Annotated in this window: 21 protein-coding genes, 1 tRNA gene and 2 pseudogenes; 20 read left to right on the top strand and 4 right to left on the bottom strand. The window is 58.7% G+C overall.

Annotation, left to right across the window (positions count from 1 at the left end; genetic code table 11):
* Nucleotides 1-29: 29 nt before the first annotated feature.
* Nucleotides 30-788, top strand: a complete 759-nt coding sequence (locus tag FHK95_RS05735) for an EAL domain-containing protein (RefSeq protein ID WP_206668544.1) — start codon at nt 30-32, stop codon at nt 786-788.
* Nucleotides 789-807: 19 nt separating this feature from the next.
* Here FHK95_RS05735 and FHK95_RS20425 read toward each other — a convergent pair.
* From FHK95_RS20425 to FHK95_RS05725, 3 genes and pseudogenes are all read right to left on the bottom strand, one after another.
* Nucleotides 808-1251, bottom strand: a pseudogene (locus FHK95_RS20425) (methyl-accepting chemotaxis protein); the annotation flags it as partial.
* A gap of 105 nt (nt 1252-1356) precedes the next feature.
* Nucleotides 1357-2040, bottom strand: a pseudogene (locus tag FHK95_RS20420) (PAS domain-containing protein); the annotation flags it as partial.
* 440 nt (nt 2041-2480) lie between these two features.
* Entirely contained in the window at nt 2481-2933 is a 453-nt protein-coding gene (locus tag FHK95_RS05725) for a PAS domain-containing protein (protein ID WP_150303637.1), read from the bottom strand.
* Nucleotides 2934-3155: 222 nt separating this feature from the next.
* On the opposite strand from FHK95_RS05725, the gene FHK95_RS05720 reads away from it, so the two are divergent.
* Nucleotides 3156-4148 carry a MerR family transcriptional regulator gene (locus FHK95_RS05720; protein ID WP_150303636.1) on the top strand — a complete coding sequence of 331 codons (993 nt, stop codon included), beginning with the start codon at nt 3156-3158 and terminating at the stop codon, nt 4146-4148.
* Between the two features lie 141 nt (nt 4149-4289).
* Here the strand turns inward: FHK95_RS05720 and FHK95_RS05715 are convergent, their stop codons facing one another.
* Nucleotides 4290-4958, bottom strand: coding sequence for a S24 family peptidase (locus FHK95_RS05715; RefSeq protein ID WP_178114720.1), 669 nt, complete (start codon nt 4956-4958; stop codon nt 4290-4292).
* A 266-nt stretch (nt 4959-5224) separates the two neighbouring features.
* On the opposite strand from FHK95_RS05715, the gene FHK95_RS05710 reads away from it, so the two are divergent.
* The 18 genes from FHK95_RS05710 (at nt 5225) to fdhE (ending at nt 24017) form a co-directional block, all read left to right on the top strand.
* Nucleotides 5225-6178, top strand: a complete 954-nt coding sequence (locus FHK95_RS05710) for a cation diffusion facilitator family transporter (RefSeq protein ID WP_150303634.1) — start codon at nt 5225-5227, stop codon at nt 6176-6178.
* Nucleotides 6179-6272: 94 nt separating this feature from the next.
* Complete coding sequence (locus tag FHK95_RS05705) at nt 6273-6674, top strand: antitoxin Xre-like helix-turn-helix domain-containing protein (RefSeq protein ID WP_150303633.1); 402 nt, start codon at nt 6273-6275, stop codon at nt 6672-6674.
* Nucleotides 6668-7369, top strand: coding sequence for an RES family NAD+ phosphorylase (locus tag FHK95_RS05700; RefSeq protein ID WP_235906723.1), 702 nt, complete (start codon nt 6668-6670; stop codon nt 7367-7369). Before FHK95_RS05705 ends, FHK95_RS05700 begins: the two co-directional genes overlap by 7 nt.
* A 63-nt stretch (nt 7370-7432) precedes the next feature.
* Complete coding sequence (locus tag FHK95_RS05695) at nt 7433-8698, top strand: cation:proton antiporter domain-containing protein (protein ID WP_150303632.1); 1266 nt, start codon at nt 7433-7435, stop codon at nt 8696-8698.
* 45 nt (nt 8699-8743) lie between these two features.
* Nucleotides 8744-9532 carry an exodeoxyribonuclease III gene (gene xth / locus FHK95_RS05690; protein ID WP_150303631.1) on the top strand — a complete coding sequence of 263 codons (789 nt, stop codon included), beginning with the start codon at nt 8744-8746 and terminating at the stop codon, nt 9530-9532.
* A 254-nt stretch (nt 9533-9786) separates the two neighbouring features.
* Nucleotides 9787-11325, top strand: coding sequence for an MBOAT family O-acyltransferase (locus tag FHK95_RS05685; RefSeq protein ID WP_150303630.1), 1539 nt, complete (start codon nt 9787-9789; stop codon nt 11323-11325).
* 25 nt (nt 11326-11350) lie between these two features.
* Nucleotides 11351-13276, top strand: a complete 1926-nt coding sequence (locus FHK95_RS05680) for an HAD-IIIC family phosphatase (protein ID WP_150303629.1) — start codon at nt 11351-11353, stop codon at nt 13274-13276.
* The gene (locus FHK95_RS05675; RefSeq protein WP_150303628.1) at nt 13273-13518 is read left to right on the top strand and encodes an acyl carrier protein; all 246 of its coding nucleotides are present in this window, start codon (nt 13273-13275) and stop codon (nt 13516-13518) included. The genes FHK95_RS05680 and FHK95_RS05675 overlap by 4 nt, the downstream gene beginning before the upstream one ends.
* A 7-nt stretch (nt 13519-13525) precedes the next feature.
* Nucleotides 13526-14497 (top strand): hypothetical protein, encoded by a 972-nt coding sequence (locus FHK95_RS05670; RefSeq protein ID WP_150303627.1) that lies wholly within the window; start codon nt 13526-13528, stop codon nt 14495-14497.
* A gap of 89 nt (nt 14498-14586) precedes the next feature.
* Nucleotides 14587-15048: an HPF/RaiA family ribosome-associated protein gene (locus tag FHK95_RS05665; RefSeq protein WP_150303626.1), complete on the top strand. Its 462-nt coding sequence runs from the start codon at nt 14587-14589 to the stop codon at nt 15046-15048.
* A 93-nt stretch (nt 15049-15141) separates the two neighbouring features.
* Nucleotides 15142-15573 carry a DUF1810 domain-containing protein gene (locus FHK95_RS05660; RefSeq protein WP_150303625.1) on the top strand — a complete coding sequence of 144 codons (432 nt, stop codon included), beginning with the start codon at nt 15142-15144 and terminating at the stop codon, nt 15571-15573.
* Between the two features lie 90 nt (nt 15574-15663).
* Complete coding sequence (locus tag FHK95_RS05655) at nt 15664-16179, top strand: hypothetical protein (RefSeq protein ID WP_150303624.1); 516 nt, start codon at nt 15664-15666, stop codon at nt 16177-16179.
* A 39-nt stretch (nt 16180-16218) separates the two neighbouring features.
* On the top strand, nt 16219-18159 hold the full coding sequence (gene selB / locus FHK95_RS05650; protein ID WP_150303623.1) for a selenocysteine-specific translation elongation factor: 1941 nt from the start codon (nt 16219-16221) through the stop codon (nt 18157-18159).
* Nucleotides 18160-18168: 9 nt separating this feature from the next.
* Nucleotides 18169-18264, top strand: a tRNA-Sec gene (locus tag FHK95_RS05645).
* A gap of 115 nt (nt 18265-18379) precedes the next feature.
* Nucleotides 18380-21442, top strand: coding sequence for a formate dehydrogenase-N subunit alpha (gene fdnG / locus FHK95_RS05640; RefSeq protein WP_178114735.1), 3063 nt, complete (start codon nt 18380-18382; stop codon nt 21440-21442).
* Between the two features lie 12 nt (nt 21443-21454).
* Entirely contained in the window at nt 21455-22390 is a 936-nt protein-coding gene (fdxH, locus tag FHK95_RS05635) for a formate dehydrogenase subunit beta (RefSeq protein ID WP_150303621.1), read from the top strand.
* Nucleotides 22387-23091: a formate dehydrogenase subunit gamma gene (locus FHK95_RS05630; RefSeq protein WP_150303620.1), complete on the top strand. Its 705-nt coding sequence runs from the start codon at nt 22387-22389 to the stop codon at nt 23089-23091. Before fdxH ends, FHK95_RS05630 begins: the two co-directional genes overlap by 4 nt.
* 35 nt (nt 23092-23126) lie before the next feature.
* Nucleotides 23127-24017 carry a formate dehydrogenase accessory protein FdhE gene (gene fdhE, locus FHK95_RS05625; protein WP_150303909.1) on the top strand — a complete coding sequence of 297 codons (891 nt, stop codon included), beginning with the start codon at nt 23127-23129 and terminating at the stop codon, nt 24015-24017.
* Nucleotides 24018-24037: the final 20 nt, after the last annotated feature.

Raw genomic sequence — 24037 nt, 5'->3', positions numbered from 1 at the left:
ATTCCTACTTATATGGATATTTCCTACTGATGAGCGAGCAGTCCTCAAACCCCACCTGCAAATCCTGCCGCGATGGCAAGGCCCTTGAATTCGACTTCAGCATGGCCTTCCAGCCGATTGTTGATCTGCGTGACAACAGCCTGTACGCCTACGAAGCGCTAGTGCGCGGCACCGACGGCAGCGGTGCCGCGGCTATTCTTGGGCGAGTAAACGAACAGAACCGCTATGCCTTCGACCAGGCATGCAGGGTCAAGGCGGTGGAGCTGGCGGCGCGGCTCGAGATGCCCTGCCTGTTGAGCATCAACTTTCTACCCAACGCGGTATATCAGGCCGCTACCTGCATCCGTGCCACGCTGGCCGCCGCACAACGCTTCAACTTTCCTACCGAGCGGATCATTTTCGAGATCACCGAGAGTGAAGAGCTGGTGGACAAGGAGCACCTGAAGGGCATCATCACCGAGTATCAGCGGCAGAATTTCAAGACGGCGATTGATGATTTCGGCGCCGGGTATGCCGGGCTCAATCTGCTTGCAGAATTCCAGCCGGACATCATCAAGCTGGACATGGCGCTGGTGCGCAACATCGATACCGATCCGGTGCGCAAGGCCATCGTTCAGGGAATACTCGGCGTCTGCCGTGTGCTGAATATTGAAGTGATTGCCGAAGGGATAGAAACACTGGGCGAGCTGCGCGAACTACAGGGCCTTGGGGTCTATCTGTTCCAGGGCTACCTGTTCGCCCGTCCGGCCTTTGAAGCCTTGCCTGAGGTAGCCTGGCCGGCGTCCTGACGTCGGCTGACAGCACCGCTTAGCGGTGCTGATCGAGTGTCTGGGCAAACTGGCCGATGACCTCTACCACCTGTTGTGCGCCCCGATGAATATCCAGGATCACCGAGCCGGCCTGATTGGCCAGGCTCACGCCCTGTTCCGCCTTCAGCGTACCGGACTGCATGCTGCTTTCTGCTCGCTTGGCCAGGTCGCGGTTCTTGCCGACCACCTCGGTAATGGCGACGGTGGCCTCGCTGGTGCGCCGCGCAAGGTTGCGGACCTCTTCGGCTACCACGGCGAAGCCGCGGCCCTGTTCGCCGGCGCGCGCGGCCTCGATCGCAGCATTCAGGGCAAGCAGGTTGGTCTGTTCGGCGATACCGCGGATCGCGTCAACAATATTGCCAATCTCCTCTGACTGGGCACTCAATGCGCTGATGCCGAGGGCTACCTGGCGGAGCTCGTCGGCGATGCTTTGCACCACGGTGACGGTTTGTTGAACCACTGCGGTTCCATGTTCTGCGTGGGCGTCAGTCTTCATGGACGTGTCGAAGGCCAGCTGGGCGGCCTGCGTCTCGGTTTCGCGCTGCTCGACCTGCCGGGTAATATCGGTGGCGAATTTTACGACGCCATAGAGCTTTCCCTGGGCGTCGAACAGCGGATTATAGGTGGCTTGCAACCAGATGATGGCGCCGTGCTTGCCAACGCGAGCGAATAAGCCGGAGCTGTATTCGCCCCGGTTGAGTCGGGCCCAGAATTGCCGGTACTCGTCACTCTCTACTTCGTGGGGCTGGCAGAAGATCCGATGGTGTTTGCCGCGAACGTCCTCCAGGCGGTAACCCATTACCTTGAGGAAATTGGCGTTGGCGTCCACCACATGCCCCTCAAGGTCGAACTCGATGACCGCCATGGAGCGATCGACCGCCTGTACAAAGCTGGACTCGGTTTGTGAGCGCTGTGTGCGGCTGGTCACGTCGGTGGCAATTTTGATAACCCGTTGCACGGTGCCGCTTGCACCACATACCGGGATATAGCTGGCGTCCAGCCAGAGCTTGCGTCCGTCACTCGCCTGGCGCAGTACCTGCTGGCTGAAACCCTTGCCTAGTCGCAGCCGCTGCCATAGATCGGCAAACTCGCGACTGTGCGCATAGGACGGCTCGCACAGCATCGCGTGATGCTGACCGCGAACTTGCTCCAGCGAATAACCCATCATCGACAGGAACAGCGGGCTGGCATCGAGCACTATGCCTGCTGGGGTAAACTCAATCATGGCCATCGAACTGCGCAGGGCTGCGTGCTCATCTTCGAGCACCGCCCGCTGCGACTGGCTATCCCGTAGTGCGGCGTTGAATGTGCGAGTGCGCATGAACATGGGTGATGCTCCGTGAGACGTTCCGTGTAAGTAAGCGGTCGATGCCGAAATCGGCGTGAGCGGCATCCGCTAAGTTGTACAAATAATCACACATGTACAATAATACGTAAAGCTTTCACGGAGATACTTTGTGTACACCTTTTCAGGCGCGGCAGCGACGCAGCCGCGACGTCAGTCACCCGTCGCGATGCGTAAAGAGAGAGGGGAATACACCGGGGTCAATCAGAAGACGTCGACCGCGATCGCGAGTCGAGCCTTAGGGGAGGCGCCAGTGACTGCGCCGAACGGGTAAGAGGAGTGGCGTGGCTATCGGGCCGCCGGACCGCTCGGCGGGGGATCTGAACTCAGGCTTTACCTTGCAGCTGCGCCAGCTGGTTCTTCAGTTCAGCGACCTCGGCCTCCAGTTGACGCACCCGCTCTTGCGCCTCGACTTCGACGCTCACATCCTTCTGTATTCCGATGAAATAGGTGAGCTGGTCAGCCTCATTGAATACCGGCGTGATCGACAGCTCGTTCCAGAAGGCACTGCCGTCCTGGCGATAGTTGCGAATGATCTGGCGGCATGGGCGTAGATTCCGGACCGCCTCGCGGATCGCGTCCAGGCCGGGTTGATCACGGTCATCGCCCTGCAGGAAACGGCAATCCTGATACAGAATGTCGTCGACCTTGTAACCGGTCAGTCTCTGGAAAGCCGGGTTGGCATAAATCAGGATGTTGTCGTCGCCTTCCTGCTCGGCCACTACGATGCCATCGTTGGATGCTTCGACCACCAATTGCAGCAGTTTTGCGTTGATCATTGTTTTTACCCCGGTGCGTGTCGCGCCATTCTAGAACAATTCAACCTGAGTGCCGCCTCCTCGCGTGAGATTCGGGGCCACTTTTTTCAGCAATCGGCTGATGTCAGTAGCAAAGTGCCCTTACACTCTGTGTTCCACGCCCCCCGCCGCGCTTGTATGGGCTGGCGGCTCAGAGTTGCCGCTGTACAATGCCGACATCCACTCATAACGGTTGCCCTTTACATGACCGAACGAACTGAGCCTTTACCTGACCTTTCTTCGCGCGAAGCCAGCGCTGAGCTGTTACCGATTCGTGAGGTGGTGCGGCTGACAGGGGTCAACCCGGTGACATTGCGCGCCTGGGAGCGCCGTTATGGACTGATCCAGCCCGTACGGACCGAAGGCGGACATCGTCTCTATTCGCAAAGCGATGTAGAGACCATTCGTAGCATCATGTCCTGGACCGAGCGCGGCGTCGCGGTGAGCAAGGTGGGCAGTCTGCTTGCGCGAAGCAAACCGACTCACACCAGCAACCAGCCTGTCGACGCTGATAGTCGACGCGGGTCGCCAGGCGGAGATCTGTCATCCGGCGTTTCGACACCGGGCGAGTGGGGTGAATGGCAGGCTAGCATTGGTGAAGCACTGTCGACATTTGACGAACCTCGTCTCGAGCAATTGTACGGTCAGATATTTTCGACGTACCCGATGTCACAGGTGTTCGAAGAGGTTTTGCTGCCGGTCTGGCGCGAGCACATGCATCAGTCCGGCTTCGGACAGCTCAGTCAGTGGCTGTTCTACGATGCGTTTCTTCGCGCTCGCGTGCTGCAGCGTCTGCAGCTCACCCGGCATAAGGCAGATGGCTGCGTGCTGTTCGCGGCAGTGCCTGAAGACTGTCCCGAGTTGGAGCTGTTGGTCGCCGGGTTATTGCTTGGCGCAGAGAACGGGGCGGTGCGGGTGCTGGCAGCGGGTCAACCGCTCAATGAATTGCCGCTGCTGTGCCAATCAATCCAACCCCAGGCGCTGGTGCTATTCGCGCCCGTACCACCGACCTCAGCCGTACTGCGCCAACTAAGCAAACTGGCCCTCGCCATCGACTGTCCGCTGGCGCTGGCAGGGGTCGGCGCCGAACTGGCCGAAGAACAGCTCAAAGGCACACCCATTGCCAACCTGGGCAGCGAAAGCCGGCTCATGCGCAGTCGCCTGACGCAATTTGTAGAAGGGCGCCTGGATACCTGATGCGTGCGAAGTAGGGAAGTCGATTAACCTCGATGATCAAGATACGTGGTTGGACCCAGTCCCTATATGTTTTTTAATTTCCGTGATCTGTCCGCTCATTGAACGTGATCAGGTATAGCGTAAAGCGTCAGCGCCTGGTGGTCAGCGCTTAACCCAAGAGCCTGTACATACGCCACATATCGCATAATCATCTGACGCTTTGATGATCCGGTCCGGAAAATCAGGGTTCACGGCGAGGAAATAATGTTCTGCGGTCTCAGCGATCTGGAGTCGTCTAAACATAGCCCTGCCATCAGCTGTGCTGACAAGGATGTCACTACCATGTCCAGCTGGGATAGTCGGGTCGATCAGTATGATTTCTCCGTCTCGGTAATCCGGAGCCATGCCAAGCCCTACCAGGTTCAAGCAGAAGGAACCCGCCCCAGCTTGGAAAGGGGGATCAATCCAGAGATCAATATTCTCGGGCGCTAAAGCATTGGCTGCTCCACGCATCATGCCTACAGCTGTCCATGAAATAAGTGGAACGGCATTCGTTTTCGCTTTGCGTTCTGGAAATGAACAGCATGACTCTACTCGGTCGTAGGTGAGATGCGCGTTCAGCATTTCGCCAAGACTCAAGTTGAACCACTTCGCGAGCTCCCACCCTGTATCGACTCCGGCATCTGTTTCGCACCGAAGAATGCGACCGATTGTAGTCTGTCCTACCCGACCTGATGTGGCTGCCGCGAGCTTCTGCTGAGTAGCAAGTTCCGGTCGGCTGGACATTAGAAATTTTAGATTGCTGGCTAAAAGTGCTCTACCTGACGTCATTCGTTTCCTCATTAACATAGTGTCGAGTGCTCGATAGACGACCCGACTGAATCATGAACTTACGGGTATCACAGATTTACGAGAGTAGGGTAATTATCGCGGAGCGAACGTAATCCTTGAGCAGGGCTGCAGCGCTGTCGCGCCAGTTTACTTGAGTAAGGAAAGTGAGAGTCGGTACATGTGTTCCGGCGTTCAGGGTGTGTTCTGCTTCTTGCGCTTTGATACGCGGATGGTTTCAATGAACTGAAGCCACGCGGAGTCTGTTCATGCCCGGTCACGCCCACAGTCATACCGACGATCACCACCATAGCCATAGCCACGGCAGTGGCAGAACCTTGCTGTTCGCCTTGATCTTCACTACAGGCTTCGCCGTCGTGGAAGCAATCGGCGGTCTGATGGCCAACTCCTTGGCGCTGCTGTCCGACGCGGGCCATATGTTTACCGATTCGTTGTCACTGGCCGTCGGCGCTTTTTGTGCCTGGCTGGCGAGCAAGCCCGCGTCCCGCGCGCACTCCTTTGGCCTGCAGCGGGCCGAGGTATTAGGGGCACTGTTCAATGTGCTCTTTATGTTCGCGGTAATCGCCGTCATTGGCATTGAAGCGATTGAACGGATGCAGAACACCCCGACGGTGGACGGTGGCACGGTAGTGCTGATCGGTGGGCTGGGGTTACTGGTAAACGTTATCGTCGCCTGGGTGTTGATGCGTGGCGAGCAGACGATGAATGTGCGCGGCGCGCTGCTGCATGTGATGGGTGATCTGCTCGGCTCGGTGGCAGCCATTGCCGCGGGCGCAATTATCTGGTTCGGCGGGCCCAGCATCATGGATCCGATCCTTTCGCTGGTCGTGTGTCTGCTGATTCTGGTATCGGCTATACGTCTGCTCGGCGCGGTCACCCGAGTGCTTATGGAGGGTGTACCCCAGGGCATCAGCTCCCGTGAGGTGGGGCTTGCGCTCGCGGAAATCGATGGCGTCATTGCGGTTCATGATCTGCATATATGGAGCCTGTCATCGACCAGTCACGCCCTGGCGGCGCATGTCGATCTGGAGGCTATGGCGCAGTGGCAGGGTGTATTGCCGCAGATGCAAGCGCTGCTGCGTGAGCGCTTCGGTATAGAACACAGTACCTTGCAGCCAGAGGATGCCGAGATTCGACTCGGCTGCGTCATTGGCGCCATGTGTGATGGAGGGGAGCTCGGAGGGCCGAGTCATTTCCGTTAGGTGGTTATGCAGTGATGGAACACGCCCATGTGTTTGCAGATACAATATTTTGAGTGTAGTGTTTAAGGACACACTCTGATCCGGGTCTGATTTCATGCTCACCACCGCCGCTGTTTCCGCCGATAAAACCGCCGCTGCTACCGGTCTGCGCGCTGCCGTCACCATTCTGGACAGGTGGGGCGCCACTGGCGAGCAGGGGGAGGCTATTCTGCGTGTCTCGCACAGCACCTATGCGCGGGCCAAGCGCAAGGATGGTCTGCAAGCGATCAATCTGGATCGGGATCAGCTCACCCGCGTCAGCCTGGTGCTGAATATCCACGCGGCGCTGCGGATGGTGTTTGATAACCCGGATAACCTCTACGGCTTCATGCGCATGCCCAACGACAATGAGTTTTTCTTTGGTCGTTCCCCGCTTGAAGTGATGGGCAGTGGGGACATGGTGGCGGTATACGAAACCTTCAAGCGGATTGATGTGCTGCGGGGCAGCCAGTGGTAGCGATCGACACTCTGCAGGTATTGCCGGCGCAGTCGGTCCGTGCGTATCGGCTGGTCAATTCCAAATTTCCGCCCATCGCGATCTTCGATGATGTGGCCAGCGCCGATGAATTCGAAGATCTGTACGCCCTGCAGGCACTGACCAATCCGCGCATCCAGAACCAGACCGGCAATCTGGAGCTCATCCCCCGCAGCGAGATTCCCTTCGGCATACCCGGATGCTCCTATGCGGCCGCGCCCTTTACCCACGTCAATCCGGAAGGGTCGCGCTTCAGTGATGGAAGCTTCGGTGTGCTGTATCTGGCCGACTGCGTGGAAACCGCCATCGCCGAGGTCAGGCATCATCAGCAAGCCTACTGGTCACGTGTTCCGGATCTGCGCTATGAACGCTTTGTGTTTCGCGCGCTCACCGCTCGCTTCAACGAGGCAGGTGCGGTGGATGCGCTTAACGTACCGCGCACTGATCCGATCTATTCCTCCAGCGATTACTCAGCGTCGCGCCTGCTCGGGCGCAGCGCGCGGAAGGCCGGCGCCACGGCAATCCGTTACCACTCCGTTCGCCGGGCAGACGCCATCTGCTGGGGCCTGCTCACGCCCAAGCCGGTCACTTCAATCGTGCAGACCGGTCACTATGAAATGATCTGGAGCGGGGAGATCGCTGCGGTTCATAAGCTGTCGACGTATATGGGGCGTTAACGCTTCTGCAGGAACTTCCCTCCCACTCCGGCCTCGCAAGGACATAGCGTTCAGGAGTCGGCCATGCAGCAACTCAATCTTGCTCTCGCGGTAATGGGAGCAACCGCAGTAGGTATTGCCTTGATGTCGTCGGCGCTCAAACGAAGCCCGGTGACCGAGTCAATCTTGGCGGTGGCGGTGGGGATTGCTGTTGGACCCTACGGGCTGGCTTTGCTTGATCTGGCGGAGTGGGGCGAGGAGACGGCGATACTCGAGCAGGCGTCGCGCCTGACATTGGCAATCGGCCTGATGGGCGTCGCGCTGCGGATCAAGCGGGACAGTTTGAAAGTCTTGTGGCGCCCGATGATGGTGTTGCTGACGATCGCCATGCTGGCGATGTGGCTGGCTTCGTCTCTGCTTGCGGGCTGGTTGCTGGGCCTGCCGCTCTGGGCTGCGCTGCTGTTCGGCGCGGTGGTTACGCCCACTGACCCGGTGGTGGCGAGCACTATCGTGACCGGGACATTCGCCAAAAAGCACTTGCCGCTGCGTATCCGTGATGGACTCTCGCTGGAGTCCGGTGCCAACGACGGTCTGGCCTATCTGTTCGTGATGCTGCCGATTTTCATGCTGACGGTGGCGCCAGGGGAGGCGTGGTCCAAGTGGTTGCTAGAGTCGGTATTGGTCGGCGTGGTGTTCGCGAGTGCGCTGGGGTGCGTGATTGGTTTCTGTGCTGCCAGATTGCTCTCATTGGCTGAGCGTCATCGGCTGGTCGATAACACCTCCCTGCTGGGATATTCCGTGGCGTTTTCGCTGTTTACGCTGGGTTTCGCCGAGCTGCTCGGTGCCGATGCGATCATTTCCGTCTTTCTGGCGGGGCTGACATTCAATCTTGTCAGCGACAAGAATGACGAACACGAAGAAGAAAAAATTCAGGAGGGCGTGGCGAAGTTGTTCACGCTGCCGATGTTCGTCATTTTTGGCATCGCATTACCTTTTGCCGAGTGGATCGAGCTGGGCTGGCCATTGCTGGTCCTGACGCTGCTGATACTGATACTGCGCAGGCCGCCGATATTGCTGATGTTGTATCCCGCATTGAGGCACTACTGGGCCACGCCGGATGTCAGATTTATTGGCTGGTTTGGTCCCATCGGTATTGCCGCTATCTATTACGCGAATCTGGCGCACAAACACATGGACCAGCCAGTGTTCTGGCACGCCGGCAGCGCTATTGTTTTCGCATCTATCCTCGTGCACGGCATAACCGCTGCGCCTTTGACTCGCTTGTATGCTCGCCATGCCGGCGTACCACCAGAAGGCGCCCGTGTACTGAGTAGGAGCGATGACGAATAACCGATCGACCAGCGGTCCTAACGTCCAATCAAGGGGGATAAGATCGTGCCAAAGCTGAAGATTGCGACCTTCAACATCAACGGCATTCGCTCACGAGAGGCCGCTCTGCTGGAATGGCTGGAAAAGGAGTCACCTGATGTTGTGTGCCTGCAGGAGTTGAAATCTCCGGACGAGGCTTTTCCGATCGAGGCGATCAACAATGCGGGATACGGGGCGATCTGGCATGGGCAAAAATCCTGGAACGGTGTGGCTATCCTGGCTAAGGGCGCGGACCCCCTCGAAACCCGTCGCGGGCTGCCGGATGATCCCGATCTAACCCAGAGCCGTTATATCGAAGCGGCTGCGCACGGTGTCATTGTCGGCTGCATCTATCTGCCTAACGGTAACCCGCAACCGGGTCCCAAATTCGATTACAAGCTGGAATGGTTCGAACACCTGATCCGGCATGCGCAGGGGCTGTTCGACTCCGGACACCCGGTCGTGCTGGCGGGTGATTACAACGTTATCCCGACCGACTTCGATATCTACAACACGCGCTCCTGGAAGAAGGACGCGCTGCTGCAGCCAGAATCGCGTGAGTGTTATCAGCGTTTACTCGACCAGGGCTGGACCGATGCCCTGCGCACGCTCTACCCGGAGGAGCGCATTTATACCTTCTGGGATTATTTTCGGCAGCACTGGCAAACCAATTCCGGTCTGCGCATTGATCATTTGCTGTTGAGTGCAGATCTGGCGCCGGCCTTGGTCGGTGCTGGCGTGGACCGTTGGGTGCGGGATTTACCCAAGGCCAGCGATCATGCGCCCACCTGGATTGAACTGGACCTGAAGCACTAAGCGCTGCCGGGCAACTGACATTGTTTTGCCAGCCACTCTAGTGATCCTCGCAAACTCCTGCTGCCGCGTTGCGGATGAGTTTGTCGCCATTATGGTGACATCGCCTTACAGTTTTGTTTTGAAACTTTTTGTAACCCACTCAGTCGGACCTATAACGGAACGCTTCAAGGCCAAAAATGGAATGCCTGGTCGCTGTGCCGATTGTTAATGGTCGGTGTTTTGGTGGATGTTGGCGTTATTGAGGGAGCTGGGCAGTGCTTTTCAATTCTGCAGTTTTCATCCTTGGTTTTTTGCCTTTAGTGCTGATCGGTTTTTTTCTCTTCGCGGGATCAGGCCGTCAACGCCTGGCTGTGATCTGGCTCAGCGTTGCGTCACTGGTTTTCTACGGCTGGTGGAATCCGGCCTATGTGCCGCTGTTGGCCGGCAGCATGGTGGTCAACTATCTGCTGGGGGGGTATCTGCTTCGCAGTTCATCACGTCTGCTGCTGGTATTGGGCGTTGCGGCGAACGTGTTACTGCTTGGCTATTACAAATACACCGGATTTTTATTCGCCACGATTGATACGGCCGTTGGTCTTGACTGGTCGATAGATAGCATCATCCTGCCGCTAGCTATTTCATTCTTCACCTTCCAGCAAATTGCCTATCTGGTGGATGCGCATGATGGACAGGTAGAGGAGCATGACTTCTTCAATTATTGCCTGTTTATTTCCTTTTTTCCGCAGTTGATAGCCGGCCCCATCACGCACCACGGTGAGATGCTGCCGCAGTTCCGCGATAAGGCATTTTTCCGCCCACGTGCGGACAACCTGGCCATCGGCACCACAATCTTCCTGCTGGGTTTGTTCAAGAAGGTAGTGCTGGCCGATCCGCTCGGCACCATGGCCACGCCGGTCTTTGCCGGTGCGGCGACCGGCGTCATTCCGCCGTTCTTTGAGGCCTGGACGGGCGCGCTGAGCTATACGCTGCAGATCTATTTCGATTTTTCCGGCTACAGCGACATGGCCATCGGGCTGGGCCTGTTGTTCGGTATCCGCTTGCCGGCGAACTTCAACAGCCCCTTCAAGGCGCGCAACGTGATCGAATACTGGTCACGCTGGCACATGACGCTCACCCGCTTTCTGACCGCCTATATCTATAATCCGATCGTCATGCGCAGCGCCCGTGCCCGCATGAAAGCCGGCAAACCGCAGCCCAGGCGCGGCAAGATGACCTTTGGCACATTCGTGGCGTTGGTGGCGTATCCCACCTTGTTCACCATGTTTGTCTCCGGTGTCTGGCATGGGGCCGGGTGGCAGTTTGTCGCCTTTGGCGTGCTGCACGGTGTGTATCTGGTCATCGCACATGGCTGGCGCGCGTACAAGACGCGCCAGGGCTGGGAAGTGGACAGCGACAATCCACTGCGTCGTGGCGCCGCAGTCTTGTTGACCTTCGGCTGTGTGGTGGTGGCGATGGTGTTCTTCCGTGCTCCGGATCTGACTACAGCGCTGACGATGCTGGCGGGGATGGTTGGTTTAAGTCCCCAGGAGAGCACTTTCTACCGCGCCGACGTGCTTTATATCGCAGTGCACTTGCTGATCGTCTGGGGGCTCCCCAACGTCGAGCAGTGGATGAGCAAGGTCCGCACCGCCCTGGATTTTCATGTGTACGAGCACTGGATGCAGCGCTGGATACCCGTTGCCCTGTGGCAGCCAACGCCCGCCATGGGCGTCGCGATCGGAGTGGCCGGATTCTTCGCGTTGGCTATCGCGTTCTCGGTAGCCCCAACAGAATTCCTGTACTTCCAGTTCTGACCACCCCATTCAGGAGCACCGCACCATGCCAGAGCTTCACTGGTTACCTCGCCATGCAGACCTCGGCGCGGCTATTGCTGCCGTCAAAGCTGAGTCTGATCCGACCCGTCGGCTGGTGCAGGTGATGCAGCTCGCGGGCTACCAGCGTGACTTTACCCACACAACCCGGCTCGACCGTGTAGCGAACAAGGTACTGGAAGGCCCTGACGCAGTGGATGTCATGCGCAATGCCGGGCTCACGCCGCAGCGTATCGCCGTGTTGTCCTCGCATACAGTGGATCAACTGGTGCCGGCGATTCGGGTAGCGGGGCTGCATCGTCGCCTGGCACTGTCGGTGCATGTTGTGCCCTACGGCATGTATCGGCAGGTGTTGCTGGGCCATGACCAGCAACTCAACGATTTTGCCCCGCAGCTGGTACTGCTGGCGCTGGATGCGCGGGATGCACCGCTACAGTTGTCGCTGCAGGCAACCGAACAGCAAGTGAATGAAGCGGTGGAAACACGGGTCAATGAGCTGCGTCAGCTGTGGCGCAGTGCGCGGGAACGCTTTGCCGCTCAGGTTGTGCAGCAGACGCTGGTGCCAGTTGATCCCCCCGTGTTCGGTTCATACGAGGGACTGGTGCCGGCCTCGCCTTACGCCATTATCGATCGACTCAATAGCGCCATCCGCAGTGCGGCGCGGGAGGAGGGCGTGCTGCTGATGGACCTGGCCTGGCAGGCCGCGCAGGGTCAATACGGCCCGGGGCTGGGCGATGCAACACGCTGGCATCAAGCCAAGCAACTGGTGAGTCCTGAATTGGCCCCGCTGTATGGCGACCATCTGGCACGCATTGCGGCCGCGAGCGCAGGGCTGTCGCGTAAGTGTCTGGTGCTGGATCTGGACAACACTTTGTGGGGTGGGGTGATTGGCGATGACGGTATCGACGGCATTCAACTCGGCCAGGGCTCGCCCACCGGTGAAGCCTTCGTTGCATTTCAGCGTTATGCCAATCTGTTGGCGCAGCTTGGGGTGATTCTCGCCGTATGCAGCAAGAACGATACGGCCGTTGCCGAGGCGGCATTCAACCACCCGGAAATGGTGCTCCAGCGTTCCAATATCGCGGCCTTTGTTGCGAACTGGGAGGACAAAGCCGGCAATCTCCGGCGTATCGCTTCGATGCTGGATATCGGCCTGGATAGCCTGGTATTCGTCGACGACAATCCGGCCGAACGCGACATAGTGCGACGTGAATTGCCTGAAGTAGCAGTGCCGGAATTGCCCGAGGATATCGCCGATTATCCGGCCTGCGTCGCCGCTGGCGGGTACTTTGACGCGGTGTCATTTACCTCGGACGATGCCGCGCGCGGGCGCAGTTACGCGCTGAATGCCGAGCGCAAGGTTGCCATGACCCAGGCAACCGACATCGACGGCTACCTGCGCGGTCTTGAGATGCAGCTGAGTGCCACCCGGATCGGGGCAGCAGAGCTGCCGCGCTCCACCCAGCTGGTCAACAAGACCAATCAATTCAATCTGACCACGCGTCGCTACAGCGAAGCTGAAGTGGAACGCATAGCGAATGACCCGCGAGCTATTGCGCTGGCTGTGCGCCTGAAAGACAAATTTGGTGACAATGGCTTGATCAGTGTGGTGTTGGCCCGCCCGGATCCCGGCGTCGGCGCCAGTGAGCTGCTGATCGATAGCTGGTTGATGAGCTGCCGGGTGCTAGGCCGGCAGGTAGAGCAGGCCGTTCTTGAGGTGCTGGCCGGGCTCGCAGTAGAAAGCGGTTGCACTGCCCTGATTGGTGAGTACCGTCCGACTCAGCGCAACGGCATGGTTGCCGAGCACTTCCCGCGCCTGGGATTCGAACCTATTGATACGCCGGACGGCGCCGAGCGGGCAGCCAGCTTCTGGCGCCTCGATCTTCACACTAACCCCGACACTCAACATTTTATCGAGATATTAATTTCATGACTGAAGCAGAGATTTTGAGCGCACTTCACCCGATTTTTCAGGACGTATTCGATGACGACGATATTGTTATTGATGCTGATACCACAGCCGAAGACGTTGAAGGCTGGGATAGTCTCGCGCACGTTAATCTGGTGGTAGCTGCGGAACAGCGTTTCGGGGTCAAGTTCCGAACCGCGGAGCTGGAATCCATGCGCAACGTCGGGCATTTCGTCGCGTTGATCAACAAGAAGCTCAACGGATAAGAACGCCATGGACCATGCTTCACCCAACTTTCCGGGTTATCTGCTGGGCATACTGGGAGGCTTGCTCGGAACTGCGGCTGCCTTCGCTCTGCTGCTGGTATTTCTGCAACAGACCGAAAATCTGCCGCCTCCGGCATTCTCAAATAATCTGTGCGCCGATGAGAAGCTGGAATTTCTGCGCGCTCATCCCACGCAAGATCCCAATCTGCTGGTAATGGGCTCATCCGTAGCATGGCGTCATGTCGACAGCAGCATACTGGTCGACAGCCGGCCAGGGCTTCGACCGCTCAATGGTGGGTTCTGCGGCATGCATGCCAACCAATCGATTTTTATCGCCGAATGGCTGCTGGAACGGGAGCCTAGTATCGAGCAGGTAGTGATGCTGGTTGATCCGATTGATTTTGCGGGTTGCAAGGCCCTGCCCGATGAGTCCTTTGACCGCGCGGACATCGACGCCTTCGTTTATGGTGACGCGTGGCGCTGGCAGTATTACATGCGCTATTTTTCGCCTCGTTCGCTACTGAGTAACGCGCAAACGGTGAAAGTCCAGCGGTCCAACCTGGATGAAATGAACCCTCTGGTGTTCAATCGCTACGGTGACGGTCCATTGGATACCGCCAACTCGCGGGAGCTCTTCTATGGCGCGCCAGAACCGCTCGACCCCGTGTGTTTTTCCGCCCTGGGCTCGATGGCGCAACGCTTGAAGACGGAGGGCAGGCCCTTCACCGTCGTCATATCGCCACTTAACCCCGACTGGAAAGCCATCTTTGATCCGCGGGGAGCGCTGAGCACCAGGTTCAGTCAGGCCCTTACTGATACCTTGCGTGGAACAGGCGCCCGGTTATGGGATGGCGATAGTGCCTGGAGGCCGGGTGCCGCTGCCTTCATCGATGCAATCCATATGCGCTGGTCCGCAGCACAAGATTTCACTGAAGTGCTGGTGAAAAAACTGCCGGAACCCCATGATAAGGGTGTCTAGGATGGCTGGTAAGGTATTCGACCAGCGAGCTGAACCTTGCGGTCCAGTCCAGCCTCCAACAAACATGCACGTCATATCAGGAGCCGTATATGCAAGTTCAGGTCAACAGCAATCACATCGAAGGCAGTGTGCAACTGCAGGAATGGGTTGGTTCGGCAGTAGTCGAGCAGCTGGAGCGGTTTGAGGACCTGCTCACGCGGATTGAAATACATGTGAGCGATGAGAACGCACACAAGGGAGGAGGGCAGGACAAGCGCTGCCAGATCGAGTTTCGCCCCAAGGGTCACCAGTCCATGTCGGTGTCGCACAAGGCGGAATCGCTGCACCTGGCAGTTGAAGGGGCAGCCACCAAGGCGCGCCATGCGCTCGAGCATCTGACCGGCAAGCTGGACGCACGACCAACAGGCTCCCGCGAGATCAATGATCCGTTAACTGAACAAGGCGGCGAGGGTTCGCGAGATGCGCTGTTGCAGGCGGAATTTCTGGCCAAGCAGGGCGAGAACGTCGCAGAGCTGGATGACGATGCCGTAGAGCAGACAGCAAAAAGCTGAGTCGCCGAGCGCAGCCTGCGGGCTGCGCTCCTCTCCCCCCCTTATTACCCCTGTTCAGTTCATCCCTCGCCGATAAAAAACGAAGGTTGACCCATGAACGATCCTTTCAGATTGCAACGCTTTGTCGACGCCCAGGAGCCGCTGTACGAACGTGCCCTGGCCGAGTTGCGTGCAGGCCGCAAGCGCAGCCACTGGATGTGGTTCATATTTCCACAGATTTCCGGGTTGGGTCGCAGCGACATGGCGCAGCGTTATGCCGTATCCGGCCTCGAAGAAGCACAGGCGTATCTGAAACATCCGCTGCTGGGTCCCCGGCTGCTCGAATGCACCCAGGCGCTGCTACAGCATACCGGCACCCCCGCGTGCACCATCCTGGGATCGCCGGATGACATGAAGTTACGCTCAAGCATGACGCTGTTCAGTGCCGCCGCACCGCAGCAGGATGCGTTCCGACTGGTATTGGACGGGTATTTTGATGGTAACGCCGACGACCACACCCTGGAGTTGCTCGGGAGGCCCGATTGAATGGCTGAGCCGAGGCGTTCGTCTGTGCAGTGGAACTTGCTATGAGCCGTAGCTTCTAACCGGGTTCACAGTAACCACAAAGTCAGTCCCATGATCGTTACCCCCGGTAGTCCCAAGCCGTCCGAGACCGAACAGGTGCACGCTATCTTTGTTTCGCCGAAGGACAGGCTGGATTTTTATCGAAGCGAGATTCACAACGAGGCAAGCAATCTCTCCGCACGCACCAACTCCTATCTCTCGGCACAGTCCTTTCTGGTGATTGCCTATGCCTCGTCCATGGCTAACATGAATCCTGATTGGGGCCCGATCTTTACCCTCGTTGTGCCGCCGGTTCTGGCTCTGCTAGGGTTGCTTAGCTCGCTGAGTGCCTGGCCCGGGATCAAGGCTGCCTGCGACATCATCGATCACTGGTACGTAAAGCAGAATAGCTTGCTGAGTAGCGATCCGGTCATTGGCCATATCTACGACGAGACTCCGCTCTTTTCAAGCTGGGAATCGGATTTCAGGGGACAGCGCAAATCACTGCTTTTTTCCATGCGCTCGCCGTGGCTGTTCGCGGCGTTCTGGTCGTTTTTCGGGGTGTTTTCGATCTGGCTCCATCTCTGAAGTGCGTTTGTCTGATGTGGAAAAATCAAGGAGCCGCCTGTGATCGTGGGTACCGCTGGGCATATCGACCACGGCAAGACCGCCTTGCTGCAGGCGTTGACCGGCGCCCAGGGTGATCGTCGCCGGGAAGAGCGCGAGCGCGGCATCACTATTGATCTGGGTTACGCCTATGCCGATCTGGGCGCCGAACAGCCCAGTGGTTTCATCGATGTCCCGGGGCATGAGCGCTTCGTACACAACATGCTTGCGGGTGCGAGCGGCATAGACTTGCTGCTACTGGTCGTGGCGGCTGACGACGGGGTGATGCCACAAACCCGCGAGCACCTGTCTATTGCCGAACTGCTCGGCATTCCCCGTGCGCTGGTAGCAATCACCAAGATCGATCGGGTCGAGCCCGCGCGCGTGCATGCAGTGCAGCAACAGGTTGCTGCGCTTCTCGCCACCGGCCCCTTTGCCGGGGCCCGGCAGTTTCCACTATCGGCAGTGCAGCATCAGGGCGTAGAGGCGCTGCGCAAGGCACTGGCCGCCGAAGCTCAGCAGGCACTGACACGCAGTCAGGCCGGGCATTTCCGTCTGGCCATTGACCGCGCCTTCAGTGTTGCCGGAGCCGGTGTGGTAGTCACGGGCACGGCTTTCGCCGGTCAGGTCGCAGTCGGTGATGGGTTGCTGCTCAGTCCGTCGGGCAGGTCAGTCCGGGTGCGCAGCCTGCACGCGCAGAATCAGACCGTGGATAGAGCCCATGCGGGCCAGCGTGTAGCGCTGAATATCGTCGGCGACCGGGTCAGTGTGCAACAGATTCATCGAGGTGAGTGGCTGGTTGCGCCAGCGTTGCATGCACCGGTTACCCGGCTGGATATTCAGCTTGATCTCCTTGCCAGCGAGCCCCGCGCATTACGGCATTGGTCGCCGGTTCATATTCACCTGGGTGCTCAGGATCTGACCGGCCGGGTGGCCCTGTTGCAGGACCAGACGCTGGAGCCAGGTGGTCGGGCATTGGCCCAACTGGTCCTGAATGCGCCCACCCATGCGGTGCACGGCGATCGTCTGGTGCTGCGTGATCAATCAGCGCAACGCACCCTGGGCGGCGGCACAGTACTGGATCCCTTCGCGCCGGCGCGCCACCGTCGTACAGCCGAGCGTATCGCTCAGCTGCAGGCACTCACGAGCGAGTCGCTTGAGACGGCGTTCCCGGAGCTTGTGCGCCAGACGCTACAGGGCCTTGAGCCCTGGCGGCTCGAGCGTCAGTTCAACCGTCCGGCGGGTAGCTGGGCAGTACCCGCCGGTGTGATGGAAATTGCCACGCGGGTGGGGCCTCGGCTGTTCAGCACGACAGCCTGGCATGCCATGCAGAACGAACTTACGGCCCGGCTCGCACAATTTCATCAGGAACAGCCTGACGAATTAGGGCCTGACCGTGACCGCCTGCGCCGTTACGCCATGCCGCAGCTGGAACGTCCAATCTTTGTGGCGCTGCTGGAATCGTTACTGCAGAACGGTCGCATCGCAGCCAGCCGTCCCTGGTTGCATCTTCCGGATCACAAGGTGCAGCTGAGTGAGGCAGAGGAGCGCTTGCAGGCGCATCTTTGGCCCTTGCTGGAGGAGGGCGGATTTGACCCGCCCTGGGTGCGCGAACTGGCGCGAGCGCTTGAAATCGAGGAAAGTGATGTGCGCCAGTTGCTGCGCAAGCTGGCGCGCCTCGGACAATTACAGCAGGTGGTAAAGGATCTGTTCTATCCCGAAGGCGCGATACGCTGTCTGGCAGCTGAAGCAGTGGAACTCGCCGCGCGCAGCGGCGTCATAGCCACGGCTGATTTCCGTGACCGCATCGGTATTGGTCGCAAGCGCAGCATCCAGCTACTGGAATATTTCGACAGGATGGGTCTGACCAGGCGCGTCGGCGATCTTCGGGTGATCAGAACGGATCACGCGCTGGCCAGTTCTCAGGTTTCCACTACACTCACGGCTAAGCCGTTGAGCTGACAGTCACTTGGAAGGCATTCGTGTCCGGTGGCGCGGCCGGGCTTCAAACCCGGTTGGGGGCGGCAGCCGTTCCCGGGTGAGTTCGACTCTCACTGCCTTCCGCCATTTCCTGCAGCGGAACCAAGCCTAGGCGGCGAAGTCAACAATTTGAGCGGATTCGGTCAATCGAGAACGCTCGATGGATGGCTATTTCACAGGTATTAAGGAGATATCCGTGTCCGTGAACGTATCCAGACGATCCTTTCTGAAGCTAGGGGCAGCGGGGCTGGGCGCATCGAGTATGGCGATGATGGGGTTTGCCCCGGATGAAGCCGTCGCGTCTGTCCGCCATTTCAAACTTTCCGGTTCCAAGGTCTCACGTAATATCTGTACCTACTGTTCGGTGGGTTGCGGCATGTTGCTGTATGCCCGCGGTGACGGAGCTATCAACGTAATCGACCACATCTACCACGTCGAAGGCGACCCGGATCATCCGGTCAGTCGCGGTTCGCTGTGTCCGCGGGGCGCAGGGGTGCTCGATTTCATCAACAGTGAATCCCGGGTCAAGTATCCCGAGGTGCGCGATCCCTTCACCAACGAGTGGAAGCGCATCAGCTGGGACGAGGCATTGGACCGCATCGCTCGACTTATGAAGGATGATCGGGACGCGAATTTCGAGACCCATGACGAGCAGGGTCGGCTGGTCAATCGCTGGATGACGACGTCCATGGTGGCCGCTTCGGCGACGACCAACGAAACCGCCTACATCACGCAGAAGATCACCCGGGCACTCGGCATTCTCAAGCTGGATAACCAGGCGCGCGTTTGACACGGACCAACGGTGGCAGGTCTTGCCCCAACATTTGGTCGCGGTGCCATGACGAACCACTGGGTCGATATCCGCAATGCTGATGTCATCCTGTCCATGGGCGGTAATTCTGCCGAAGCGCATCCGGTGGGCTTCCGCTGGGTCATGCAGGCCAAGACGCAAAACAACGCGATACTGATCTCGATTGATCCGCGCTATAACCGCACCACGGCGGTGGCGGATTACCATGCGTACATTCGAACCGGGACGGACATCGTCTTCCTCGGTGGCTTCATCAGTTACCTGATTGAAAACAACCTGTATGCGCAGGAGTATGTGCGCGAATACACCGATGCCAGTCTGATCGTCCAGGAAGGTTTCGGCTTTGAGGAAGGCCTGTTCACCGGCTACAACGAGCAGCGTCGTGTGTACGACCGGGGAACCTGGAACTTTGAGATGGACGAGCAGGGTTTCGCTCGAACCGATCCGACGTTGCAGCATCCACGCTGCGTGTTCCAGCTGATGCGTCAGCATTACAGTCGCTACACCATTGCCCAGGTGGAAAACATCTGTGGCATGAACAGCAAGCTGGTGCTCCAGTTGTGGGAGCTGATGGCGCAGACCGCCGCCCCGGATAAAACCCTGACGATCCTCTATGCGCTGGGCTGGACGCAGCACACTGTCGGCTCGCAGATGATCCGTTGTGGGGCCATGGTGCAATTGCTGTTGGGCAACATGGGCATGCCCGGTGGCGGGGTGAACGCACTGCGCGGACATTCCAATATCCAGGGCCTGACCGATATTGGACTGTTGTCGAATCTGCTGCCGGGCTATATGAACCTGCCGTCGGCCGATCTGCAGGACTATGGGGCCTACCTGGAGACGCGGATCAAGCAGCCGTTGATTGAAGGTGAGGTGTCGTACTGGAAGAACTACGAGGCGTTTTTTGTCAGCCTGATGAAGGACTGGTACGGCGATGTCGCCACAGCCGAGAACAGCTGGTGCTATGACTGGCTGCCGAAACTGTCCGAACCAACCTACGACATCCTCTACGCGATCAATGACATGACACTGGGCAAGGGCACCGGCGCCTTCTGCCAGGGCTTCAATATCCTTGCGGCCTTCCCTGACAAGCGCAAGGTGGTCGAGGGGCTGTCCAAGCTCAAGTACTTCGTGATCATGGATCCGTTGACGGTCGAGACCGGTGAGTTCTGGAAGAACTTCGGTGAATACCACGATGTAGACCCTTCGCAGATCGGCACCGAAGTGTTCCGTCTGCCGACCACCTGTTTCGCCGAAGACGATGGCTCGATCACCAACAGCTCGCGCTGGCTGCAATGGCACTTCAAATCCGCACCGGGGCCGGGCGAATCCATGACCGACACCACGATCATGGGTGCACTGATGTTGCGGTTGAAGAAGCTGTATCTGGAGGAGGGTGGCGCTTTCCCGGATCCGATCCTCAACATGAGCTGGGATTACAAGAATCCGGCCGCACCGACAGCCGAGGAGCTGGCACGGGAGTACAACGGCAGATCCCTGGAGGACGTTCGCGATCAGCAGGGCAATGTGATTCGTCCCAAGGGCCAACAGTTGAAGGACTTCAGCGAGTTGCGTGCGGACGGCACTACCGCCTGCGGCTGCTGGATCTACTCCGGCGCCTGGCCGCAGGAAGGCAACATGATGGCGCGTCGGGATAATTCCGATCCCTATGACACCGGCAATACCCTGGGTTGGGCATGGGCCTGGCCGATGAACCGGCGGCTGCTGTACAACCGCGCCTCAGCGCGACCAGACGGTACGCCGTGGGCGGCGAACAAGGCCTTCATCTGGTGGAATGGCGAGCGTTGGGTGGGTGCGGATGTACCAGACTTTCCGCTTGCATCGCCGCCCTCAGCGGGCGTAGGCCCCTTCATCATGACGCAATCGGGAGGTGGGCATTTCTTTGCTGGGGAATGGCTGAACGAAGGGCCGTTCCCCGAGCATTACGAGCCCATGGAATCGCCGATCAACCGCAACCCGATGAGTCCGAACAATGCCCGGGCGATGAGCAATCCGATTGCCCGGGTGTTTGATCAGGATTGGGAGAGTTTCGGCAATAACGTGGATTTCCCCTATGCGGCGACTACTTATCGTCTGACCGAGCATTTCCACTACTGGACCATGCATTCGCGCCTGAACGCTATCTCTCAGCCCGAGAAGTTTGTCGAGATCAGCGAGGAGCTTGCCGAGGAGTTGGGCATCGGGATTGGTGAAAAGGTGCGGGTCAGCTCCAAGCGCGGCTATATCCATGCGGTGGCGGTGGTGACCAAGCGGATGAAGCCCATGCAGGTGGACGGCAAAACGGTGCACCACATTGGCATCCCGATTCACTGGGGCTTCAAGGGTGTTACCAAACGGGCGCATCTGACCAATACCTTGACGCCCTTCGTCGGTGACGGCAATACACAAACGCCGGAATTCAAGTCGTTCCTGGTGAACGTCGAGAAGCTATAGAGGAGTTGCCGCATGCGAGGTGATCAAATAAACCTGCAGAACGTCATCGCGCGCTCGGCGACGACAGTGCCTTCTCCGCAAGTGCGCCAGGGTGGCGTGGAGAAGGTCACCAAGCTGATCGACGTGTCGGTGTGTATCGGCTGCAAGGCCTGCCAGGTAGCCTGCTCGGAGTGGAATGATCTGCGCGACGAGGTAGGCGAGTGCGACGGGACTTACAACAACCCGCAGGATCTGTCCCCTGAATCCTTTGAGGTGATGCGCTTTTCGGAGTACGAGAACGAGCAGGGCACGCTGGAATGGCTGATCCGCAAGGATAACTGCATGCATTGCGCTGAGCCGGGCTGTCTCAAGGCCTGCCCAGCGCCCGGTGCCATCGTGCAGTACGCCAACGGTATTGTGGATTTCAATTCCGAGCACTGCATCGGTTGTGGGTACTGCGTCGCTGGCTGTCCCTTCGATATTCCCCGAATCTCCAAGAAGGACAACAAGGCGTACAAGTGCACGCTGTGTTCGGATCGGGTGTTCAACGGACTGGAGCCCGCCTGCGTGAAGAGCTGCCCAACCTCGGCGATCATGTTCGGCACCAAGGAAGACATGCTCGACTATGGCGCTGGGCGGGTTGAGCATCTGCAGGGGCGTGGCTACCCGAATGCCGGCATCTATGATCCGCCCGGGGTCGGCGGCACCCATGTGGTGTATGTGCTGCAGCATGCCGACAAGCCAGAGATATACAGCGGCCTGCCCAATGATCCGCATATCAGCCCCACGGTTGAAGTCTGGAAAGGCGTAACCAAGCCGATCATGTCAGCCCTGCTGGGGGCTTCGGTGCTGGCAGGCTTCTTCCATTACATGATCAAGGGACCCAAGGAAGAGCCCGAGGATGATCCGCATCTGGATCCAGATGCAGCAGATGAAGAACTGGATCGTCGTGAGGAGGATCGGCCATGAGCCATTCCAACGTCAAGAGAGGCATTCTGCGCTACGGTTGGTGGTCACGCACCAACCACTGGCTCGTCGCGATCTGCTTTGTGTTGCTCACCCTGAGCGGGTTGGCGCTGTTCTATCCGGCGTTTTTCGGGTTCACAGCGCTGTTCGGTGGTCCCGAGCCGACGCGAATTGTGCATCCCTACATCGGCGTGTTCATGACCCTGTTCTTTCTGATTCAGGCGGTGCGATTCTTCACCTCGAACCTGTTTCGACGGCATGATCGGCAGTGGATCAAACAGATGCCCGATATGCTCAACAATCGAGATGACCGCTTGCCCCCGGTGGGCAAGAACAACGCCGGGCAGAAACTGGTGTACTGGATCTTTCTGCTGACGGTGCCGATTCTGCTGATCTCGGGTGTGGTGCTCTGGCGTCCGTGGATTGCCGACGGCATGCCGATCTGGGCCCTGCGCTGGGCGGCAATGATTCATGCCCTGGCAGCCTTTGTGGCCATTCTCACGCTGGTGATTCACGTGTACTCGGCTATCTGGGTCAAGGGCTCGGTCCGCGCCATGACCCGGGGGCGCGTCAGCCATGCCTGGGCTCGGCATCACCATAAACTGTGGTATGACGAGGTGGTGAATGACCGGGATCATGTTGATCGGGAAGACCGTCTGCGCACCCGAACCGTTACCCCGACCGACCGACCGAAGGAGCTGTAGTGAATCACACATACGGAAATGCACCCTCCGGCATCATGGACCCGCCCAAGGTCACGCTACCCGGCGCGGACCTGTTCCAGAAGCGCGCCACGCGGCTGCGTGAGCTGGTGGTCCAGGTGCCGGCACTGGATGAGTTTCTGGCATTCATGGCCCGCCTTGTCCAGGCCCAGCATCAGGTACTGTCCGAACAGGAGCCGGGCTGGCGCCCGGCGCCCGGCGCCTTTGATGAGGCCTTGGCGCATGGTATGCCGCCACTCGGTTATCAGGCGCTGCTGCGTGACGTCTGTTGGCAAAGCGACTTGAGCGCGTTGCTTGAGAACGTTGAATTTCATGTAGGCCAGCGTCAACGGCCGCTGCTCGAAGCGCTGCGGCGCAAAACCTCTGAAGAGCTCGATGCGATAGCGGTAGACGTGCTCGAAGCGCGTTCCGGTTCGCGTGAGAATCGGCCGCTAATGCCTCTGGTGGCGGCCGCGCTGCAGGTGACCTGGGTGCGTCTGGCACAGGCGTTACCGCGTGCACCCGATAAACCCGCCGTTGAATCTGAAGCGCTGTGCCCGACCTGCGGTTGCCCACCGGTAGCCAGTGTCATCCATGGCGAACAGTACCGCAGCGGTGTGCGCTACCTGCACTGCAGTCTGTGCGCGACCGAATGGCATCTTGAACGGGTGAAATGCAGCGTATGCGGGGAGGGCGGCAAACTCACCTATCTCGGGCTGGACGATGAAAAAGGCAAGCCGTTTTTGCCGATTCAGGCCGAAGCCTGCAGCCGGTGCGATCATTACCTGAAAGTGGCGCTGCGCGAGTCACATGGCCGCGCTGACCCCGTCGCAGACAACCTGGCCAGTCTGGCGCTGGACGTTATGCTGGCAGAGGAAGGCAGATATTCGCCCAGCGGTTATAACCCGCTGCTAATCATCGGAGATTAAAGATCCCTGGGAGTGTTGCG

This window comes from Pseudomonas saliphila, from assembly GCF_008638345.1.
In the GTDB taxonomy this organism is placed as follows: Bacteria; Pseudomonadota; Gammaproteobacteria; order Pseudomonadales; family Pseudomonadaceae; genus Halopseudomonas; species Halopseudomonas saliphila.
This window is presented reverse-complemented; position numbering and strand designations above follow the sequence as displayed.

Bases quoted from the DNA above. Each gene is read 5' to 3' on its own strand.
- FHK95_RS05735 (WP_206668544.1), top strand. From the start codon at position 30: ATGAGCGAGCAGTCCTCAAACCCCACCTGCAAATCCTGCCGCGATGGC.
- FHK95_RS05725 (WP_150303637.1), bottom strand. From the start codon at position 2,933: ATGATCAACGCAAAACTGCTGCAATTGGTGGTCGAAGCATCCAACGAT.
- FHK95_RS05720 (WP_150303636.1), top strand. From the start codon at position 3,156: ATGACCGAACGAACTGAGCCTTTACCTGACCTTTCTTCGCGCGAAGCC.
- FHK95_RS05715 (WP_178114720.1), bottom strand. From the start codon at position 4,958: ATGACGTCAGGTAGAGCACTTTTAGCCAGCAATCTAAAATTTCTAATG.
- FHK95_RS05710 (WP_150303634.1), top strand. From the start codon at position 5,225: ATGCCCGGTCACGCCCACAGTCATACCGACGATCACCACCATAGCCAT.
- FHK95_RS05705 (WP_150303633.1), top strand. From the start codon at position 6,273: ATGCTCACCACCGCCGCTGTTTCCGCCGATAAAACCGCCGCTGCTACC.
- FHK95_RS05695 (WP_150303632.1), top strand. From the start codon at position 7,433: ATGCAGCAACTCAATCTTGCTCTCGCGGTAATGGGAGCAACCGCAGTA.
- FHK95_RS05680 (WP_150303629.1), top strand. From the start codon at position 11,351: ATGCCAGAGCTTCACTGGTTACCTCGCCATGCAGACCTCGGCGCGGCT.
- FHK95_RS05675 (WP_150303628.1), top strand. From the start codon at position 13,273: ATGACTGAAGCAGAGATTTTGAGCGCACTTCACCCGATTTTTCAGGAC.
- FHK95_RS05670 (WP_150303627.1), top strand. From the start codon at position 13,526: ATGGACCATGCTTCACCCAACTTTCCGGGTTATCTGCTGGGCATACTG.
- FHK95_RS05665 (WP_150303626.1), top strand. From the start codon at position 14,587: ATGCAAGTTCAGGTCAACAGCAATCACATCGAAGGCAGTGTGCAACTG.
- FHK95_RS05660 (WP_150303625.1), top strand. From the start codon at position 15,142: ATGAACGATCCTTTCAGATTGCAACGCTTTGTCGACGCCCAGGAGCCG.
- FHK95_RS05655 (WP_150303624.1), top strand. From the start codon at position 15,664: ATGATCGTTACCCCCGGTAGTCCCAAGCCGTCCGAGACCGAACAGGTG.
- fdxH (WP_150303621.1), top strand. From the start codon at position 21,455: ATGCGAGGTGATCAAATAAACCTGCAGAACGTCATCGCGCGCTCGGCG.
- FHK95_RS05630 (WP_150303620.1), top strand. From the start codon at position 22,387: ATGAGCCATTCCAACGTCAAGAGAGGCATTCTGCGCTACGGTTGGTGG.
- fdhE (WP_150303909.1), top strand. From the start codon at position 23,127: ATGGACCCGCCCAAGGTCACGCTACCCGGCGCGGACCTGTTCCAGAAG.